Origin of the sequence: Altericista sp. CCNU0014, assembly GCF_044923475.1 — a bacterium.
Taxonomy (GTDB): Bacteria; Cyanobacteriota; Cyanobacteriia; order Thermosynechococcales; family Thermosynechococcaceae; genus JAAURS01.
The window spans coordinates 3,888,178-3,907,613 of record NZ_CP137338.1; the positions used below are offsets into that span (position 1 = coordinate 3,888,178).

Annotated in this window: 24 protein-coding genes; 20 read left to right on the top strand and 4 right to left on the bottom strand. The window is 52.6% G+C overall.

What is annotated here, in order from left to right:
* Positions 1-32 precede the first annotated feature (32 nt).
* From nifU to R6H26_RS18620, 14 genes are all read left to right on the top strand, one after another.
* Positions 33-923: a Fe-S cluster assembly protein NifU gene (gene nifU / locus R6H26_RS18555; RefSeq protein WP_404784497.1), complete on the top strand. Its 891-nt coding sequence runs from the start codon at positions 33-35 to the stop codon at positions 921-923.
* 150 nt (positions 924-1,073) lie between these two features.
* Positions 1,074-1,955, top strand: a complete 882-nt coding sequence (gene nifH, locus R6H26_RS18560; RefSeq protein ID WP_404791370.1) for a nitrogenase iron protein — start codon at positions 1,074-1,076, stop codon at positions 1,953-1,955.
* A gap of 141 nt (positions 1,956-2,096) precedes the next feature.
* Entirely contained in the window at positions 2,097-3,584 is a 1,488-nt protein-coding gene (gene nifD / locus R6H26_RS18565; protein ID WP_404784499.1) for a nitrogenase molybdenum-iron protein alpha chain, read from the top strand.
* A gap of 115 nt (positions 3,585-3,699) precedes the next feature.
* Complete coding sequence (nifK, locus tag R6H26_RS18570; RefSeq protein ID WP_404784500.1) at positions 3,700-5,238, top strand: nitrogenase molybdenum-iron protein subunit beta; 1,539 nt, start codon at positions 3,700-3,702, stop codon at positions 5,236-5,238.
* 56 nt (positions 5,239-5,294) lie between these two features.
* Positions 5,295-5,609: a Mo-dependent nitrogenase C-terminal domain-containing protein gene (locus R6H26_RS18575; RefSeq protein ID WP_404784502.1), complete on the top strand. Its 315-nt coding sequence runs from the start codon at positions 5,295-5,297 to the stop codon at positions 5,607-5,609.
* A gap of 60 nt (positions 5,610-5,669) precedes the next feature.
* The gene (gene nifE, locus R6H26_RS18580; RefSeq protein WP_404784504.1) at positions 5,670-7,052 is read left to right on the top strand and encodes a nitrogenase iron-molybdenum cofactor biosynthesis protein NifE; all 1,383 of its coding nucleotides are present in this window, start codon (positions 5,670-5,672) and stop codon (positions 7,050-7,052) included.
* A complete protein-coding gene (nifN, locus tag R6H26_RS18585; protein WP_404784505.1) occupies positions 7,052-8,356 on the top strand; it encodes a nitrogenase iron-molybdenum cofactor biosynthesis protein NifN in 1,305 nt (434 codons plus the stop codon). The genes nifE and nifN overlap by 1 nt, the downstream gene beginning before the upstream one ends.
* A 33-nt stretch (positions 8,357-8,389) precedes the next feature.
* Positions 8,390-8,806 (top strand): nitrogen fixation protein NifX, encoded by a 417-nt coding sequence (nifX, locus tag R6H26_RS18590; RefSeq protein WP_404784507.1) that lies wholly within the window; start codon positions 8,390-8,392, stop codon positions 8,804-8,806.
* On the top strand, positions 8,803-9,273 hold the full coding sequence (locus R6H26_RS18595; protein WP_404784509.1) for a NifX-associated nitrogen fixation protein: 471 nt from the start codon (positions 8,803-8,805) through the stop codon (positions 9,271-9,273). The genes nifX and R6H26_RS18595 overlap by 4 nt, the downstream gene beginning before the upstream one ends.
* A gap of 7 nt (positions 9,274-9,280) precedes the next feature.
* Positions 9,281-9,514 carry a CCE_0567 family metalloprotein gene (locus R6H26_RS18600; protein ID WP_404784511.1) on the top strand — a complete coding sequence of 78 codons (234 nt, stop codon included), beginning with the start codon at positions 9,281-9,283 and terminating at the stop codon, positions 9,512-9,514.
* Entirely contained in the window at positions 9,511-9,831 is a 321-nt protein-coding gene (gene nifW / locus R6H26_RS18605) for a nitrogenase-stabilizing/protective protein NifW (RefSeq protein ID WP_404784513.1), read from the top strand. The genes R6H26_RS18600 and nifW overlap by 4 nt, the downstream gene beginning before the upstream one ends.
* A 229-nt stretch (positions 9,832-10,060) precedes the next feature.
* Positions 10,061-10,852 carry a HesA/MoeB/ThiF family protein gene (locus R6H26_RS18610; RefSeq protein WP_404784514.1) on the top strand — a complete coding sequence of 264 codons (792 nt, stop codon included), beginning with the start codon at positions 10,061-10,063 and terminating at the stop codon, positions 10,850-10,852.
* Between the two features lie 67 nt (positions 10,853-10,919).
* Complete coding sequence (locus tag R6H26_RS18615; RefSeq protein WP_404784515.1) at positions 10,920-11,288, top strand: HesB/IscA family protein; 369 nt, start codon at positions 10,920-10,922, stop codon at positions 11,286-11,288.
* Positions 11,289-11,334: 46 nt separating this feature from the next.
* Positions 11,335-11,634 carry a 2Fe-2S iron-sulfur cluster-binding protein gene (locus tag R6H26_RS18620; RefSeq protein WP_404784517.1) on the top strand — a complete coding sequence of 100 codons (300 nt, stop codon included), beginning with the start codon at positions 11,335-11,337 and terminating at the stop codon, positions 11,632-11,634.
* A gap of 17 nt (positions 11,635-11,651) precedes the next feature.
* Here R6H26_RS18620 and R6H26_RS18625 read toward each other — a convergent pair whose 3' ends face one another.
* Positions 11,652-11,861, bottom strand: a complete 210-nt coding sequence (locus R6H26_RS18625) for a molybdopterin-binding protein (protein ID WP_404784518.1) — start codon at positions 11,859-11,861, stop codon at positions 11,652-11,654.
* Between the two features lie 86 nt (positions 11,862-11,947).
* On the opposite strand from R6H26_RS18625, the gene fdxB reads away from it, so the two are divergent.
* The 4 genes from fdxB to modB all read left to right on the top strand — a co-directional run bounded on the left by fdxB (position 11,948) and on the right by modB (position 15,532).
* Positions 11,948-12,244, top strand: a complete 297-nt coding sequence (fdxB, locus tag R6H26_RS18630; protein ID WP_404784520.1) for a ferredoxin III, nif-specific — start codon at positions 11,948-11,950, stop codon at positions 12,242-12,244.
* A complete protein-coding gene (locus R6H26_RS18635) occupies positions 12,245-12,667 on the top strand; it encodes a hypothetical protein (RefSeq protein WP_404784521.1) in 423 nt (140 codons plus the stop codon).
* A gap of 85 nt (positions 12,668-12,752) precedes the next feature.
* Positions 12,753-13,544, top strand: a complete 792-nt coding sequence (gene modA / locus R6H26_RS18640) for a molybdate ABC transporter substrate-binding protein (protein WP_404784523.1) — start codon at positions 12,753-12,755, stop codon at positions 13,542-13,544.
* A gap of 20 nt (positions 13,545-13,564) precedes the next feature.
* Positions 13,565-15,532: a molybdate ABC transporter permease subunit gene (gene modB / locus R6H26_RS18645; protein ID WP_404784525.1), complete on the top strand. Its 1,968-nt coding sequence runs from the start codon at positions 13,565-13,567 to the stop codon at positions 15,530-15,532.
* A 107-nt stretch (positions 15,533-15,639) separates the two neighbouring features.
* On the opposite strand, the gene R6H26_RS18650 is transcribed toward modB, so the two are convergent.
* The 3 genes from R6H26_RS18650 to R6H26_RS18660 all read right to left on the bottom strand — a co-directional run bounded on the left by R6H26_RS18650 (position 15,640) and on the right by R6H26_RS18660 (position 18,253).
* Entirely contained in the window at positions 15,640-16,335 is a 696-nt protein-coding gene (locus R6H26_RS18650) for an AIM24 family protein (protein WP_404784527.1), read from the bottom strand.
* A 1,354-nt stretch (positions 16,336-17,689) separates the two neighbouring features.
* Complete coding sequence (locus tag R6H26_RS18655) at positions 17,690-17,905, bottom strand: heavy-metal-associated domain-containing protein (protein WP_404784529.1); 216 nt, start codon at positions 17,903-17,905, stop codon at positions 17,690-17,692.
* Positions 17,906-18,046: 141 nt separating this feature from the next.
* Entirely contained in the window at positions 18,047-18,253 is a 207-nt protein-coding gene (locus R6H26_RS18660) for a hypothetical protein (protein ID WP_404784531.1), read from the bottom strand.
* Positions 18,254-18,422: 169 nt separating this feature from the next.
* On the opposite strand from R6H26_RS18660, the gene R6H26_RS18665 reads away from it, so the two are divergent.
* Both R6H26_RS18665 and R6H26_RS18670 read left to right on the top strand, forming a co-directional pair.
* Positions 18,423-18,593 carry a hypothetical protein gene (locus R6H26_RS18665; RefSeq protein WP_404784533.1) on the top strand — a complete coding sequence of 57 codons (171 nt, stop codon included), beginning with the start codon at positions 18,423-18,425 and terminating at the stop codon, positions 18,591-18,593.
* Positions 18,594-18,613: 20 nt separating this feature from the next.
* Positions 18,614-19,429 carry a phytanoyl-CoA dioxygenase family protein gene (locus R6H26_RS18670; protein WP_404784534.1) on the top strand — a complete coding sequence of 272 codons (816 nt, stop codon included), beginning with the start codon at positions 18,614-18,616 and terminating at the stop codon, positions 19,427-19,429.
* The last annotated feature ends 7 nt before the right edge of the window (positions 19,430-19,436 follow it).

Sequence of the window (19,436 nt, forward strand, 5' to 3'; positions counted from 1 at the left end):
TTTTGCACCCCTTTATCCTTAGGAACACGGCCATGTGGGACTACACCGAAAAAGTACTAGACCTCTTCTATAACCCCCAAAACCAGGGCGCTATCGAAGACCCGCAAGAATCGGGCATTGCCGTGGTCTACGGCGAAGTGGGCAGCATTGCCTGCGGAGATGCCCTCAGACTTCACCTCAAAATCGAGGTGGAAGCCGACAAAATCCTCGACTCCCGCTTTCAGACCTTCGGCTGCACCAGTGCGATCGCCTCTTCTTCGGCCCTGACGGAGCTGATCAAGGGACTGACCCTGGACGAAGCCCTCAAAGTCACCAATAAAGAGATTGCCGATTACCTCGGCGGTCTGCCGGAAGCCAAAATGCACTGCTCCGTCATGGGCCAAGAAGCCCTCGAAGCCGCCATTTATAAATATCGCGGCATTGAAGTGGAAGCCCACGACGAAGACGAAGGCGCGTTGCTCTGCTCCTGCTTTGGCATTACCGATGCCAAAATCCGTCGGGCCATCATCGAGAACAACCTGACGACCGCAGAACAAGTTACCAACTACGTCAAAGCCGGGGGCGGCTGCGGCACCTGTCTCGCTGATATCGAAGACTTGATTGCGGCGGTTCAGGAGGAAACTGCGGCCACTGCGACCAGAGTCGCGGCTGAAATTTCCATTGCTCAACAGCGCGCCCAACAACCCCTGACCAACCTCCAGAAAATCTCCCTGATTCAGGAAGTCCTCCAAGAGGTGCGTCCCGTGCTCCTCGCCGATGGCGGCGATGTCGAACTCTATGACGTCGATGGCGATCGCGTCAAGGTCGTCCTCAAGGGTGCTTGCGGCTCCTGTAGCAGCAGCACGGACACCCTCAAATACGCCATTGAAACCAAATTGCAAGAACGAGTATTACCCACACTCCAAGTAGAGGCTGTGATATGAACGCCATTCAACAGAAGCTGACCGTTGAGCGATCGCCGCCCAACCCAATTCGGGAGGGACTGCAACACTGTCCTACCCGCTGCCAACCTATCCCGAATTGATTGAACCCTCTCAACACCTCTAAGGAGAAAATCCATGACTGACGAAAACATTAGACAGATAGCCTTCTACGGCAAAGGTGGGATTGGTAAATCCACCACCTCGCAAAACACGATCGCGGGGATGGCTGAACTCGGTCAGCGCGTCATGATCGTGGGTTGCGACCCTAAAGCAGATTCCACCCGCTTGATGCTCCACAGCAAAGCTCAAACCACCATTCTCCACCTCGCAGCCGAACGCGGCGCAGTGGAAGATTTAGAACTGGACGAAGTGCTGTTGACCGGATATCGCGATGTACGCTGCGTTGAGTCCGGCGGTCCCGAACCCGGCGTCGGTTGCGCGGGACGAGGCATCATCACCGCCATCAACTTCCTAGAAGAAGAAGGCGCTTATGAAGACCTCGACTTTGTATCCTATGACGTATTGGGCGACGTGGTTTGCGGCGGGTTTGCCATGCCTATCCGGGAAGGCAAAGCCCAAGAAATCTACATCGTCACCTCTGGCGAAATGATGGCCATGTACGCGGCCAACAACATCGCACGGGGCGTTCTCAAGTACGCTCACTCCGGCGGTGTGCGTCTCGGCGGTTTGATCTGCAACAGCCGTAAGGTCGATCGGGAACTCGAACTAATCGAAACCCTCGCCAAGCGGTTGAACACGCAAATGCTGCACTTTGTGCCTCGCGACAACGTGGTTCAACACGCAGAACTGCGCCGGATGACGGTGATCGAGTACGCCCCCGATAGCCAACAGGCCGAAGAGTACCGCACCCTTGCCAAGAAGATCATCGACAACAAGAACCTCACCATCCCGACTCCTATCACGATGGACGAACTGGAAGATCTGTTGGTCGAATTCGGTATTCTCGGCGGCGAAGAAGAGTACCAAAAGGCCATTCAAGAAGGCACCAAAGCTCCCGCTGGCGTTGTCTAGCGGCGGCAGGCGAATTGCGCCCCCTTGATGCCTTTAGAAGGGGGGATAGGCAACGGGCGATCGGTGCTCTGATCGACAACCGCTTATCCCCTCTGCCCAATCCCCCCTTTCTAACCCCTATCTCGATGATGAGAGGAAACTATGACCTACACAGAAGACAAACCCGACATGGCTGAGGTAGACAAAAAACAGCTCATCCAAGATGTCTTGGAAGTCTATCCCGAAAAAGCGCAGAAAAAACGGGCCAAACACCTCAACGTATTCGAAGAAGGCAAATCCGACTGCGGCGTCAAATCTAACATCAAATCCGTCCCCGGTTCCATGACCACCCGTGGCTGTGCCTATGCAGGGTCTAAGGGTGTGGTCTGGGGTCCAATCAAAGACATGATTCACATCAGCCACGGCCCCGTAGGCTGCGGTTATTATTCCTGGTCTGGACGCCGCAACTACTACATCGGTACCACAGGCATCGACTCCTTTGGCACCATGCAGTTTACTTCGGATTTCCAAGAACGAGATATTGTGTTCGGTGGCGACAAAAAGCTCGCCAAACTGATTACCGAACTCGACGAACTTTTCCCCCTCAACCGAGGCGTGTCCATCCAGTCTGAATGCCCCATCGGGCTGATTGGGGACGACATCGAAGCGGTTGCCAAGAAAGCAGCCAAAGAAATTGGCAAAACCGTGGTTCCAGTGCGTTGTGAAGGCTTCCGGGGCGTGTCTCAATCCCTCGGACACCACATTGCCAACGATGCCGTACGGGATTGGGTTTTCCCCCAATACGACAAGGAAAAGAAAGCAGGCAACATTCCCGATGGCACCGAGTACGATGTTGCCATCATCGGCGACTACAACATCGGCGGAGATGCCTGGTCGAGCCGGATTCTTTTGGAAGAAATTGGGTTGCGGGTTGTCGCCCAATGGTCTGGAGATGGCACGCTCCATGAAATGGTCAACACGCCATCGGTGAAGCTGAACCTGGTTCACTGCTACCGCTCGATGAACTACATCTCCCGCCACATGGAAGAAACCTACGGAATTCCTTGGCTGGAATACAACTTCTTTGGGCCGACGCAAATCGCTGAATCCCTCAGAACGATCGCCGCTCGGTTTGACGAAACGATCCAAGCCAAAGCGGAGGAAGTCATCGCCAAGTACGAAGCTCAAACCCAGGCTGTCATTGAAAAATATCGCCCTCGACTAGAAGGCAAAACCGTGGCGCTGATGGTGGGCGGTCTGCGTCCTCGCCACGTCGTTCCGGCCTTTTACGACTTGGGCATGAAGCTGATTGGCACTGGGTACGAATTCGGTCACAACGATGACTACAAACGTACCACTCACTATGTGGAAGACGGCACGTTGATCTACGACGACGTTTCGGCTTACGAGTTTGAGGAGTTCATTAAAGAACTGAAGCCCGACCTAGTGGCTTCTGGCATTAAAGAAAAGTACGTCTTCCAAAAGATGGCGTTACCGTTCCGCCAAATGCACTCCTGGGATTACTCCGGTCCCTATCACGGCTATGACGGCTTTGCGATCTTCGCCCGTGACATGGATCTCGCCCTCAACAGCCCGACTTGGGGTCTGATTGGAGCACCGTGGAAAAAAGCAGAGGTCGCCACTGCGTGAGACACAACGCGATGGGGGGATAGGGGCATGGGGTCGCGGAGTAATGAGAACCCCTGCTCCCCTCTTCCCCGCCTCTCTGCCCCTCCTTCCCTCATAACCTTTGGAGAATAAGATCATGGCTCAAAATAATATCGATCGAATCAAAGACCACGCGGAACTGTTTCACCAGGATGAGTATCAAGATCTGTTTGCAGGTAAGAAACAGTTTGAAGGCGGACACGACCCCGACCTAGTGGCCCAGACGGCTGAATGGACCAAGAGCTGGGAATATCGCGAAAAGAACTTTGCCCGCGAAGCCCTGACGGTCAATCCGGCAAAAGCCTGTCAGCCCCTCGGCGCAATTCTTGCAGCGGTTGGGTTTGAAGGAACACTGCCCTTCGTTCACGGCTCCCAAGGTTGCGTGGCCTACTTCCGCAGCCACTTTACCCGCCACTTCAAAGAACCCTTCTCGGTAGTTTCTTCTTCGATGACGGAAGATGCGGCAGTGTTCGGCGGTCAAAACAACTTGATTGACGGTTTAGCCAACAGCTACAGCCTCTACAAGCCCAAAATGATTGCCATCTGCACCACCTGCATGGCTGAAGTCATTGGGGATGACCTCCAAGCCTTTATCACCAATGCCAAAGCCGCCGGATCGGTGCCGGAAGAATTCCCCGTGCCCTATGCCCATACGCCCAGTTTTGTCGGTTCCCACATCACGGGCTACGACAACATGATGAAGGGCATTCTGAGCAACTTGACCAAAAACCAGAAAGCTGAAACCACCAACGGCAAAATCAACTTTATTCCTGGCTTTGAAACCTACATTGGTAACCTGCGGGAAATTAAGCGGATTGCATCTTTGGTGGGCGTCGATTACACCCTGCTCGCAGATAACTCGGACTACCTAGACTCTCCCAACACGGGCGAGTACAACATGTATCCCGGCGGCACGCCGTTGGAAGCAGCAGCAGACTCCATCAATGCCGAAGCGACGATCGCCTTCCAGTCCTACTCCACCACCAAGACCCGCGAGTATATCGAGAAGGATTGGCAGCAGCCTACCTCCGTGGTCCGTCCGGTGGGCATTCGCGGCACCGATGAGTTTCTGATTAAGCTCTCTGCTCTGACGGGTAAACCCATTCCCAAAGAGCTGGAGGAAGAAAGAGGTCGCGCGGTGGATGCGCTCACTGACTCCCAGGCTTGGCTGCACGGCAAGAAAGTTGCCATGTACGGCGACCCGGATTTGGTCATCGGACTGACTCAGTTCCTCTTGGAAATTGGTGCAGAACCCACTCATATTGTGGTCACCAATAGCAACGAAGTGTTTGAAGCCGAATTGCGAGCCTTGTTAGATTCCAGTCCCTTTGGGGCGGGCGCGACCATCTGGGGCGGCAAGGATCTGTGGCACCTGCGATCGCTCCTGTTCACGGAACCCGTTGACTTGCTCATCGGCAACTCCTACGGCAAGTACCTCTGGCGCGATACCCACACGCCCCTCGTGCGGATTGGCTACCCGATCTTCGATCGCCACCACCTGCACCGCTATGCCACTTACGGATATCAAGGCGCGATTAACTTGCTCAACTGGATTGTGAATACGCTCCTCGACGAGTTAGATCGCAACACGATTATCCCTGCCAAGACCGATATCTCCTACGACTTGATTCGCTAGATCCTCCCCGTAGGGTGGGCGCTGCCCACCCTACCCACTCCTCACAGGTGATTCCCATGGCTACTGCAACCCACGACCATTCCCATTCCTTTATTCCGAGAGAGCCTTCCGACAATAAGCTGTTAGCTCCCCTGCGGCGATGGGTGGATGGAATTGAAGTGGGCGATCGCCGTTTTGCTCACCTGCTCTGTAAAATCATTCCCTGCCAATGCGCCTTCGAGCGAGACATTTCTCTCTTTGGGCGCAAGTATCACATCCCCGCCCTGTGCAAACTCAACCCGCTCTACTACGAAACCATTGGACTCCGGTTCAGAGCCTTGAGCTACCTCACGGATGTCTGCGGCGAAGATGTCACCTGCTACATTTGCTGATTTTTCTCGAACCATTTGGTTGGACGTTCCCCTCTACTTCCTTTATTTGGGACATGAGCCATGAAAATCACCCAGGGCAAAATCAACGAACTCCTCAGCGAGTCGGCCTGCGAACACAATCATAAAAAAGAAGGCAAGGGCAAAAATAAATCCTGCACCCAGGTGGCTCAACCCGGTGCAGCTCAAGGGGGATGCGCCTTCGATGGCTCCACGATCGCCCTCGTGCCCATCACCGATGCCGCCCATCTGGTTCACGGCCCGATCGCCTGTGCGGGCAACTCCTGGGGTAGCCGGGGTAGCTTATCCTCCGGCCCCATGCTCTACAAAATGGGATTCACCACCGATATTACCGAAAACGACGTCATTTTTGGGGGTGAAAAGCGGCTGTACAAGGCCATCCAGGAAGTCCACCAGCGCTACAGCCCTGCTGCGGTTTTTGTCTACGCCACCTGCGTCACGGCCTTGATTGGCGACGATCTAGATGCCGTCTGCCAGAAAGCTGCCGAGAAAACTGGGATTCCAGTCATTCCAGTCAACTCTCCTGGGTTTATTGGCAGTAAAAACCTGGGGAATCGAGTGGGCGGCGAAAGCTTGCTGGAGTACGTCGTGGGCACGGTAGAACCGGAAACCACTACCCCCTACGACATTAATCTCATCGGTGAGTACAACATTGCTGGCGAACTCTGGGGCGTGTTGCCCTTGTTTGAGAAGCTAGGCATTCGCGTCCTCGCCAAAATTACCGGAGACGGTCGCTACAAAGATATCTGCACGTCCCACCGCGCCAAACTCAACGTGATGATCTGCTCCAAAGCGCTGATCAACATGGCCCGGAAGATGGAAGAGCGCTACGGTATTCCCTACATTGAAGAATCCTTCTACGGCGTGGAAGATATCAACCGCTGTCTCCGCAACATTGCCCTGAAACTGGGCGACTCCGAGTTCCAAGCGCGAGTTGAAGATCTGATTCGGAATGAAACTGCAAAATTAGATCGAGAATTAGCCTCCTACCGCGCCCGTCTCAAAGGTAAGCGGGTCGTACTCTACACCGGGGGCGTCAAAAGCTGGTCGATTATTTCCGCCGCCAAAGATTTAGGTATGGAAGTCGTCGCCACCAGTACCAAGAAGAGTACCGAAGAAGATAAAGCCCGGATTCGGGAATTGCTGGGGGCCGACGGCATCATGATGGAAAAGGGCAATGCCCAGGAACTGCTGCGGGTGATCGATAAAACCAAAGCCGACATGTTGATTGCGGGCGGGCGCAACCAATACACCGCCCTCAAAGCTCGGATTCCCTTTTTAGATATCAACCAGGAACGCCACCATCCCTACGCCGGATACGTCGGCATGGTGGAAATGGCCCGCGAACTGGATGAAGCGCTCTACAGCCCCGTCTGGGCTCAAGTGCGTTCGGCTGCCCCTTGGGATCTAGAGGAGGCTGTGTAATGGCGACCGTAAACCTACCGAAGAAATCCGTTGCGGTAAATCCGCTCAAGCAGAGTCAGCCCCTCGGCGCGGCCCTGGCGTTCCTGGGACTGAAAGGCATGATGCCCCTGTTCCACGGCTCTCAAGGCTGTACGGCCTTTGCCAAGGTAATGCTGGTGCGCCACTTCCGCGAAGCCATTCCTCTCTCCACCACCGCAATGACGGAAGTGAGTACCATCCTGGGGGGCGAAGACAATGTGGAACAGGCAATTCTCACCCTGGTGGAAAAATCCAAGCCGGAAATCATCGGCCTTTGTAGCACGGGATTGACGGAAACGCGGGGCGACGACATGGAAGGCATCCTGCGCCAAATCCGCAAGCGCCACCCCGAACTCCACGACTTGCCCATTGTGTTTGTCTCTACCCCCGACTACCGAGGCGCGCTCCAGGATGGGTTTGCCGCAGCGGTGGAAAGTATCGTGCGGGAGTTACCCATCGCCGGAGAAGTGCGTTCCGACCAGGTAAATCTGCTGGTCAGTTCGGCCTTCACACCGGGCGACGTGCAGGAACTCAAGGATATTCTGGCGGCCTTTGGGTTAACGGCGATCGCCGTTCCCGATCTCTCGGCATCCCTGGATGGACATCTGGAGGATGCTTCCAGTGCGGTCACGAGCGGCGGTACCACCCGCGCCGAGCTGCGGGAAATGGGCAGTTCCGTCTACACCCTCGCCATCGGCGAGAGTATGCGGGGGGCGGCTCAAATTCTGCAAGATCGCTTCAAAATTCCCTTTGAGGTGATTCCCCATCTCAGTGGCCTGGGTGCAGTCGATGAGTTCTTGCAGGGACTGTCGGATCTGAGCGGTGTGGCTGTCCCCGCCCAGTATCGCCGTCAGCGCCGCCAGTTGCAGGATGCCATGCTGGATACCCACTTCTACTTCGGTCGCAAGCAGGTGGCTTTGGCGCTGGAGCCGGACTTGCTCTGGTCTACCACTCAGTTCTTGCAATTGATGGGGGCCGAGGTGCAGGCTGCGGTGACGACCACCAAATCACCACTGCTCCAGGATCTGCCTCTGGATTCCGTCACCATTGGCGACCTGGAAGACTTCGAGCAACTGGCAGTTGGGGCCGATCTGTTGATTACCAACTCCAACGGCGCGGCGATCGCCCGCAAGCTGAAAATTCCTCTGTATCGCCAAGGCATTCCCGTCTTCGATCGGTTGGGGAACGGTTCGGCTTGCAAGGTGGGGTATCGCGGCACGATGCAGCTCTTGTTCGAGATCGGCAACTTGCTTTTAGAACAAGAGGAAGTTCGGGCCAAACACTAAGTTTTTTTTGGAACGACCGAGGAGGATTTACCCATGAAAATTGCCTTTACGACGAGCGATCGCGTCCACATCAACGCCCACTTTGGATGGGCGAAAAAGATCGACCTGTACGACGTGAGCGCCGAAGGGTACAAGTTTTTAGAAACCCTTACCTTTGAGGGCGACCTCAAGGAAGACGGCAACGAAGATAAGCTTCTACCCAAAATTGAAGCCCTCTACGGCTGCACCATCGTCTACGTGTCGGCCATTGGCGGAAGCGCCGCCGCACGGTTGATTAAGAAAAAGATTACCCCCATCAAAGCCCAGTCCGAGGAACAAGAAATAACCGATATCTTGACCCGACTGGTGCAAACCCTGAAGGGCAATCCCCCGCCCTGGCTCCGCAAAGCCTTATTGCAAGCAAATTCTAGTTTTGACGATCTTGAAGTAGAGGAAGAAGTAACCGTATGAGCACCACCGTCACCGAAACCGCCCCCGTTGTCGTTGCCGATTCGCCCTTTTTGAAGGCGATCGCCCAGCAAATCCGCGCCAACGACCCCTACGGCACCTACCGCAATTGGTCCAATGAGTTACTCCTCAAACCCTATGTGGTGAGCAAAGCCCAAAAACGGGAGATCTCCGTGGAAGGCGAAGTCGAACCCTTCACCAAAGGTCGGATTTTGGCCTTTTATCGGGCGATCGCCGCCTGCATCGAAGAAAAAACCGGAGCGCTGTCCCAGGTGGTCATCGATCTGAGCCACGAAGGGTTTGGTTGGGCACTGGTCTTTTCCGGCAAGTTGTTGATTGTATCCCGTACCCTGCGCGATGCCCAACGCTTCGGCTTCGAGTCCCTTGAAAAGCTCGCTGCCGAGGGGGACAAGCTGATTGAATCTGGCATTACCTTAGCCGAGCGCTTTCCTGAAGTTCGTCAATTGTGAGGTGTCTATGGTCGTCTCGACCCAATCCGAACCCGTTGCCCTGACAGCGGATGCGCTGAAAACCCAGATCAAGCGCCTGAATAGCAAAGCAGGCCAGATGAAAATGGATCTCCACGATCTCGCCGAAGGTTTACCCACGGACTACCAAAATTTAATGGAAGTCGCCGCCCAAACCTACGAAATCTTTCGCCAAATCGACGATCTCAAACAACAACTCGTCACTCTGGAGCAAAAAACATGAAACGAACATTAGCTGAATTCGATCGGATTGTGGATGCCGAGCAATACTTCGAGTTTTTCGAATTGCCCTACGACCCGCAAGTAGTAAATGTCAACCGCCTGCATATTCTCAAAAAGTTTGCTGAAGCGATCCGCAATATCGATGCGGCCTCTACCGCCACGACCGAGGGCGATCGCCTCGACGAATATCGCGCGGCGCTGGAGTCTGCCTACGAAGTCTTTTTATCCTCCAATGCCCTGGAGCAAAAACTCTTCAAGGTCTTCAATCAAAAGCCGCAAAACGTCGTGATGTTGAAGGATATGGTCATCGTGCACTAGTAACTTGTCGGCGATTCCCCGCTCCTAAAAAGCTGCGGTATACGCACGAGTTTTAGAAACGCCGAAGACGTTGCACTCGCCCCCCTAGCCCCCCAAGTTTGGGGGGAAATAAACCGAGATCTTGCATTTCTCTCCCCAGAATTGGGGGGCAGGGGGGGCTAATGCAGGGTTGGAGGGTTTATCAGTCCCTGGACCGCAGCAGCCCAGTCTAGTTGAGAGGAGAAGTACCGTGGAACCCCTAAACCCTATCGAACTCGAACGCTACCGTCGCCAGATGATGCTGCCTGGATTTGGCCGAGAGGCCCAAGAACGCCTGAAAGCCTCAACCGTTCTGGTGACTGGCGTCGGCGGCTTGGGCGGAACCGCCGCCCTTTACTTAGCGGTTGCGGGCGTGGGTAAGCTCATCCTGGTGCGGGGCGGCACCCTCCGGCTGGACGACATGAATCGCCAGGTCTTAATGACCGACGATTGGGTAGGTCAGCCGCGAGTGTTCAAGGCTCAGGAAACCCTCCAGGCCATCAACCCCGACCTGGAAGTGGAAGCAATCTGCGAGTACGTCACCCCTCACAACGCCGACGACTTGGTGCGATCGGCAGATCTGGCCCTCGACTGCGCCCATAACTTCCCCGAACGCGACTTGCTCAACGCCGCCTGCGTGCGCTGGGGCAAACCCATGGTAGAAGCCGCCATGAACGGCATGGAAGCCTATCTGACCACGGTGATTCCCGGTCAAACCCCTTGCTTATCCTGCCTCTTTCCTGAAAAACCCGACTGGGATCGGCGCGGGTTTGGGGTGTTGGGCGCAGTATCCGGGACGCTGGCCTGTTTGACGGCCCTGGAGGCCATCAAGGTGATTACGGGGGTAGGGCAATTTTTGCGATCGCAACTGCTCACCATGAACCTAGACAGTTTGGAGTTTGCCAAACATCGCACCTACCACGACCCCGATTGTCCTGTCTGTGGATGTAAACCTCAGCCCGTAGAGTGCCTCGAACATACTCCCGCGCTAGTGGCAGTCTAGATAGATCTGATGGAAATAAAAGTAGAGTCCTTGTTAATTGTCCACTTTTTGATTTAGGAGAACTTCCATGAGCCTCACCCTAACTGAAAAAGCAGAATTTCGTCTCCGGGCCTTCCTGCAAGGCTCCGCTGACAAAGACAATCCCCACCAAGGGATTCGCGTCGGCGTTGCCGATGGCGGCTGTAGCGGTTACTCCTACACCCTCGATATTGCAACGGCACCCCAAGCCGAAGATCTCGTGGTCGATCGAGGCAGGGTTAAGGTTTACATCGACCCCCAAAGCGCTCCCTTACTCAATGGGGTCACGATCGATTATGTCGAAGGATTAATCGAAAGCGGATTTAAGTTTAGCAATCCCAATGCCACCGATACCTGCGGCTGCGGTCAATCCTTTACCGCTGGCGATTGTACCCCTGCGGCAGTGCCCTGTAGTTAAACTGCAATTCCTATTCTCTCATCCCTGGATTTTGGAGGTTCCAGCCATGACGACCTATCAAGTACACCTCATCAACAAAAAGAAGGAATTGGATATTACCATTCCTGTCGAAGACGACACCTATATCCTGACTGCCGCTGAAGAAGCTGGGATCGAACTGCCCTTTTCCTGTCAGTCCGGTTCCTGCTCTAGCTGCGTCGGCAAAGTGGTTGAAGGCGAAATCGATCAGTCAGATCAAGTCTTTTTAGACGACGAACAAATGAGTAAAGGGTTTGTGCTACTGTGCGTGGCCTACCCGCGCTCCGACTGCACGATTCGCACCCACCAGGAAGCCTACCTCGTCTGAGTGCGATCGCCCTCGCGTCAGTCCACGGCCACCATGACATCGCTGGACTTGATGACGGCGTAGACTTCCTTCCCCTCAGCTAATCCGAGGCTTTCTGCCGAGGACTTGGTGATAATTGCAACCACCGTAACCCCTGGGGCAACTTCGAGCGCGACCTCCGTATTCACAGCCCCCGGTACCAGTCCAGTCACTTTGCCCTTGAGGGTATTTCGAGCGCTAATTTTCATGCTGCATCACTCCCGCGAGACGACAGACGAATGGAGCCATCCTAACGAATGTCTCTCAACCCAAACCGTATTGGAGGAAACGAACCATGGCAACACTCACAGGGTTGACACTCGGTAGAACAGCCTGGACGCCTCAGTTTGTCCGGGAAATCAATCAGAAAACCTGCATCGGCTGCGGGCGCTGTTTCAAAGCCTGCGGGCGGGATGTACTCATGCTGCGCGCCCTCAATGAAGACGGCGAATTTGTCGAAGATGACGATGACGACGAGATCGAACGAAAGGTTATGTCTATCGTTCACCCAGAATATTGCATTGGTTGTCAGGCTTGTTCGCGGGTCTGTCCGAAGAACTGCTACACCCACGCTCCCATGGAGGACGCTTAGATGTACCTACCCACATTTACCCGCCGTTGGCGATCGCCCGCTCCCGACGTCCAGCAAGCAAAGATCGCGCCGAAAGATCGCGCATCTTTTGCCCAGCAGCACTTCTACCACCGCTGCGATCGCTCCTTGCAGAACCTACTCTCTCGCTGCGATTGGCGAATTGTATGGCGCTCTGAAGTGCCCGTGCTGACCATTAGCTGTCCCAATACCTTCCTGTACGGCCAAATCCTGCACGAAATGGTCGATATTAGCCGCGCTTTGCAATCCTTGGGCTGCAACGCCTGTAATGCAACAATCCGCATCTATCGCCCCCTGGGCGGGATATTTCCCTTGAAATTGCGGGCGAAAGATCTGTTACCCCATGCAGTTGTAAAACAGTGCGCTACAGTGAAGGACATCTCATGTCAATTGCTAACCCGCTGAATTCTACTGCCCCAATTTCAGAATTCGTGGGGGATTGGAATGCCTTGATGCTTTCCGTATTCGTTGGTGTGAGGAATAACGCAGAATGAAAAGACGAAAAGTTCTATTGCTGATGGCGATCGCCGCAGGAGCGGGTCTAGTGTCCATGGCGATCGCCCCACGTTTGTTTGGCCCCCCATCGGCCCAAGCCAATAGTACCCTCCTCGTTTCAGCAGCGGCCAGCCTGCAAACAGCGCTCAAAGCAATAGAACCGCGCTTTGCCCAAGCTAACCCCAGCGTCAAACTCACCTATAACTTTGGTTCGTCCGGCGCGCTCCAGCAGCAAATCGAACAGGGCGCGCCCGTCGATGTTTTTGTGTCGGCAGCCCAAAAACAAATGAACGCGCTCCAGGGCAAAGGGCTAATCCTCAACGGGACGCGTCGCAATCTCCTTTCCAATCGGCTGGTGCTGATCGTCCCGCTCAATTCCACGCTGGGTTTGAGTGGATTTCGGCAACTGGTTAAGGCCAACAAGATCGCAGTCGGCGAGCCGCGTAGCGTCCCTGTCGGGCAATATGCTGAGGAAGTATTCAAAAACCTGGGCCTTCTAGGCCAGCTCAAATCTAAACTCGTGTTTGGCAATAACGTCCGCAGCGTTCTGTCGGCAGTCGAGAGTGGCAATGTCGATGCGGGGGTTGTGTATAGGACCGATGCCAAGCTGTCCAACCGCATCAAACAAGCGGCGATCGCCCCTACAAGGTTACATTCGCCCATTATCTACCCAGTGGCGGTGCTCAAAGGCAGTAAAAATGCAGCGGCAGCGAAAGCCTACGTGCAGTTTTTGTCGAGCGATGCCGCCAAGACCGCGTTTAGAGCTTACGGTTTTGGTACGCCCTAATCTGACGGAGCGATAACGCTATGCCCTCCGATCTCTCTCCCCTATGGATTTCGCTCAAAACTGCATCTCTAGCCACCCTCATCACCTTCGGGTTGGGGCTAGCAGCAGCCTATTGGATGCTGGGCTATCGCGGAAAGGGGCGATCGCCGATCGAAGGACTCTTCATCTCGTCGTTGATTTTGCCGCCTACGGTGGTCGGTTTTGTGCTGCTGTTGCTGTTAGGCAAAAACGGTCCCCTGGGGCAACTGCTGCCCGCCGATTGGGCGATCGTCTTTACTTGGTATGCCGCCGTGGTTACAGCAACTGTAGTGGCCTTTCCATTAATGTACAAAACCGCACTCGGGGCCTTCGAGCAAATCGATGCGAACTTGCTACGCGCTGCTCGCACGCTCGGCGCCTCGGAAGTGGAGATCTTCTGGCGCATTACTTTTCCTCTAGCGCTACCGGGAATTCTAGCGGGCACTACCCTTGCCTTTGCTCGCGCCCTAGGGGAATTCGGTGCAACGCTCATGCTTGCAGGCAACATTCCCGGCCAAACTCAGACCATTCCGATGGCAATCTACTTTGCCGTGGAAGGGGGCGCATTTCAAGATGCCTTGTTTTGGTCGCTGGTCATTATTGGTATTTCTTTGTCTGGGATTATCGGTGCCAATTTCTGGCAGGGACGGCGTAGGTCCGCGATCGAAAGACCTTTCACCTCCGGCCCCAGAACTCGTCTCAAGCCATCGCTGGCCAAAGACTCCGGTTCACCTGCACGAAACGATGCAAGTCTGACGGTCGACATTCGCAAACAACTTGCCGACTTTGACTTAGAGGTCGCCTTCGCAGCCGACCAGCAAACCTTAGGACTTTTGGGCGCGTCGGGTGCGGGGAAAAGTTTGATCCTGCGCTGTATTGCCGGAATTGAAACGCCAACGACCGGACGCATTGTCCTCAACGGGCGCGTGTTGTTCGATGCTCGACAAGGGATTAATATCCCTAGCCGCGATCGCCGGATTGGTTTTTTGTTCCAAAATTACGCACTGTTCCCCCACCTCACTGTGGCTCAAAATATTGCCTTCGGTCTGCCCAAAGGGCTACCAAAGGCCAGCATCAAGCAAGAAGTCGCCGCACAACTGGTTGCCGTGCAACTCGAAGAGCTAGGACAGCGCTACCCCCATCAACTCTCTGGCGGGCAACAGCAGCGGGTTGCCCTCGCTCGCGCCCTCGCCAGTCGCCCGGAAGCGCTTTTGTTGGACGAACCCTTTTCAGCCCTCGATACTCACCTGCGCGATCGCATGGAAAAGCTGACGATCGCCAATCTGGCTTCCTATCAGGGTGTATCGCTGTTTGTGACCCACAATCTAGAAGAAGCCTATCGGGTTTGCGAGGAGTTATTGGTGTTGGAGGGCGGACGGGCGATCGCCCAGGAACCCAAGCATCGAATTTTCGAGCATCCCCAAACGGTCAGCGTGGCGCAATTAACCGGGTGCAAAAATTTTTCGCGAGCGAGAGTGCGAGATGCATGCAGGGTGGAGGCGGTGGATTGGGGCTGCACGCTGGAGGTAATAGAAGCGATTCCAGAGCGCCTGGTTCAGGTGGGGATTCGCGCCCATCAGATTGTGTTCTTGGAAGCACCGGGATACGGTCAACAGTCCTTACCCACTTCTGCGATTCAAGGGTTTTATTGCGAAGAAGCACGGCATTGTCCCAGTCGTTCTTCAGATGCTGGCGAGGCGGAGACTGGCAGGACGGAGGTTGGCGATCGCGCTGACTTGGAAGGTCGCAAACCTTTACCGCCCAATATATTTGACTGCTGGTTAGCGGGAACGAGCGAAACGCCGCACCGCATGACATTGTTTCTCAAAATCCTGTCCGAACCGAACCATCCGAGCGATTATCATTTACAGGCGGAGGTCTTTAAGGAAAAGTGGGTTTTACTCAAGGATCGACCGTCACCCTGGCGAGTTCACCTCGATCCGATGCGGCTGTTGTTGTTGGAGGAGTGAGGGGTTGGGGCGATCGCGAGTTGCAGAGCGATCTAGGAAAAAGGAGGGCGCGCGGGAGAGAGTGCGGCAACACATGGGTTTGGGGTGGCGATCGCTCGCAGAGTTATTTAGTTACTTCCTTCTTGGAAGTAGGCTTCCTCGTAAGGTTGCAAAACGACCCAGCCATTCCCCTCAAACTTCAACTGAATTGCCTCCCCACTACCGCGACCTAAAAAAGTACCCAAAGTAAAATCAGTCACAATTTCTGGTTCCAGCGAACCCGCCCAAGCTACCGTTGCATTCGGGTCGGAGAACACGGGTATACCCGGTCTAACCTTCAACGCCAATGGCTCGTAATGGGTTGTAATTGCAACCATTCCCGTGCCCGACAAGCGAATGTTGAAGAGTCCACCCGTCGCCATACCTGCAATGCGTCGCATTAGCTTGATTTCCCACTTTATCGAATTCTCCATTGCCAACACGTCATTACCATTCACAAAAATGGTTTCATTTTCAAGATTCAGGATGTGAATTCGTTTGCCTTTATCGGCCAAGTAAATTTGTCCCGTGCCATCCATTTTCATGAGAGACATCCCTTCGCCGGAAACCATCTTTTTCATCAAGTTTCCCAATCCGTGTTCTAGAATCCCTTCGCGCTTAAACGTGACATTTCCCCAGTAGCCAATCATCGCTCCTACCTTTGTCCAGACTCTGCCCTTTAATTTCACCTCTAGCAAATGCGGGCTTTCCAGTTCAAAAGTGCCTTGTCCGCGATCCTTTTGAGACGAGGTATTGAGAAATTCCTGAATAGAGTATCGAGACATAATAGATTTTAACGAACTCAACCCGTAGCTTTTACAGCATAACCTCCGCAGTCACTGGGTTACCACCGTCGATCTTCCACGTCAAAACGCACGATCGCAACATGTAAGAGGAACCCTCAGCTCCCGCAACCCAGCCAGAAGAATCATTGCTGTCGAAGCTGTCATCTTCCCATTCGACTATTGAGATGCACGCCAAAGGATGGATGCTCAGCATAAATATCAGGTTATAAGATTAGTTCATTACAAAGTCCAAAAGGTGTATTAGTAAACCAAAAGCAGTATTATTCTTCTGCACAATTAGAAGATCGAAGATTGCGAAGATTCCGTGGTATTTTTGGACAGAAAAAATCAGATTAAATTGCATTATTTTGTGTTGAGATTTCCTCAAGCATTTGCAGTGCAATTGGCCTATCATGGAAACATCTCGATTGCGAACGAGCGGTAATTATCGTTACCCTGCAAACGCGATCGCGCCAGTCATATCTTTCGGAATAACCTGTATGACTGACGGCTAGAGCATCCAAACTGTCTTAACTTCCGCAGTTCGCGCGTCTTGTCCAGTTATCAAGCTGAGACAGCTCTCAATTGTGCGGTAGATCGAGTCTTAGAGTTTTTAGATGCGATCGCGCACTGGGCGATGAATCGCAAGTATCACACGAAGGTTTCGCCACTTTTTAGCAAAATTTCGGCATTAGTACGGATCGGTAACTCGTCACCGATCGCGCCAGATATCAGCCCAAGCAGCTTTCCATTATCAACATTAATAGAAACTTTGCAGCTCTTAACATGAGGGAAATTTAATGCAACAGCGCTCAAATGATTTTTTAAGGAGAACGACGACCCTTAAAAAACAGATAAACGAAAGTTCTAGCCATGAATCGCAAGTTCCTTCTTCTGAACGGGCCCCACTATTATATAATAAAAATTCATTCACCTCTGAAGCGCTAATCCTTACTGTATTTAGCTTAACCTTTTCGCTATTTGGAATTGCATATAGAAAAATAAAGCGCTCGAAAGATACGCGAGTTCTATCCCAATATTCCTCTAAAATTCCTTGCGAACAATGTCAATTTTATTCAAGAAATTCTTATTTGCAATGTGCTGTCAACCCTTCTGTTGTTTTGAGAATTGAGGCCGCTCAATGCAATGACTTTTCCCCTCAACCCGAACGTCCGTTCCACGAATCACCTTTTTAAGAAAGTCTTGAAATAATTTATTTTTTAATATTTTATGTATGAAAACCACCAGCAACTAAAATAAGCGTGGTGGTTATTTGATGGATCGAGATAAGTTTGTTCCTATCGCTCTTAAGGCTTTTGCTACACCAACACTGCGATAAAGCTTGAAGAACGATTCAAGATCGAATCGAGTAACCGGCAGCAGTCACTGCTTGCCGAATGGATTCTTCAGAAGCCACAGCCATATTCGGATCTTTGGGCTGAATTGTAACGGTCTGAGAGGTCAGATCGACGTCTACATCTAGGGTTGGGTCGACGGTATTAATGGCGTTTGTAATGCCTTCCACAGAACCAGGATCGATAGTATTAGAAACCTTAATTTTTAGTGACATGCGCGAGTTAAATATTTAGTTCTTCCTTAAGAGGATAAATCCATCCTTCGTAAAGGCGCACCCGCCAAAAGAAATAATTCGGTTACTTTCAGTAGAAAGCAATACAATTGCGTTGCCCTTGATATCCCTCCAACCCGTCTTTCACTGCAGCTCGAAGCGACAGCTAAGGTTTTCAATTGCTCTGTGCAGATCCGTCGCTTCCAGATTTGGGCAATACCGAGCGTTGCCGATCGAAGGTACGATCGCTGCTGCTGCTCCCAAGCAACCTAAATGCCTGAGCCTGGCGTTCAGATCGGAGCAGCCAGAGAAAATTACTGCGATCGCCATTAGCTCGAGATGCTTTAGCATTACAGCAACCGTAGCCTTAGAACCTTTAAATAACTTGACTTAACTCGACGCCCGTTCTAAAGTCTTTAGCTAGAACGACTCATCGCATTATCTATATTTTCTTAACTCGTTCACTATCATATTGCATTTTTTTTACTTACCCGGCTGACGCAAGGCGATCGCAGAGGCTATGAATGCACCAGAGATTTATACCTCCCATCCAAAACGTCAGATCGTCCAGCCAGTTTGCGGGCAGCTCAAAATTCAATATGAATGGACGCATAAAAATTTTGTACCAGTTGCCCCCTTCCCCAAAGGTCTAGCCCGCTCTGACAAGAACCCCATCTATCGCAAACAATAATGTTCGATCGGTCATTAAAGATGGAAATTAAGAGTCGGCGAGAAGAATTTGAGCGGCAGGGCTATATCTTTTGTAAAGATTTTTTCTCTAAAGATGAGATAGATAACTTATGGGAAAATATTAAACTTTCTGACATAGAGGAGAATACTTTTAGATGGGACCAAAATCGATTGCAGTTTCACACTCACTTTCTAAATCGCAATCATAAAATTCGAGACTTAATCGCCCAGTCTAAGGTTGTAGATTTACTGTCCCAGATCGTTGGAGCCAATATTTGGGTGCGATTCGATCAGGCAATATCTAAAGATCCAGGCGCGAGTATGATGCCATGGCATCAGGATAATGGATATACTCGACTCAAACATACCTACTATCAAGTATGGATTCCGCTGACAAAAATGACCCTTGAGAATGGCGGGCTTTTAGTTCAGTCAGACAACTATTCTGCAAATCAGAAGATCTTGCCCCATAAATATGTAGACGGCTTCTTTGTCTGCGAAAAACCTCCCAATAAATCTCTTTTTATCGAAGCAAAACCAGGCGATATAGCGATCTTTTCGTCATTGCTGCTACACTGTACCACTCCCAACACCTCTAATGAATCTCGCTGGTCGTACGTGGTTGAGTGCTTGCCCTTAAACTGCTTCGATCCGCTTGTAGAGCCGCCGTATTTTGTGATGGCTCGCGATGGCAAACCTTACTCGAAGTTCGTTCGCTTTTTCCCGCAGCGTTTGAACCCCATTAATGTTTTGAAGTACGGATGGTTTAAACTAAAAAATGTTTGGTACTGCTGGCTGAGACCTGTTGTAAGACACATTCTTAAAATTCAAAGTTGACAGAGAC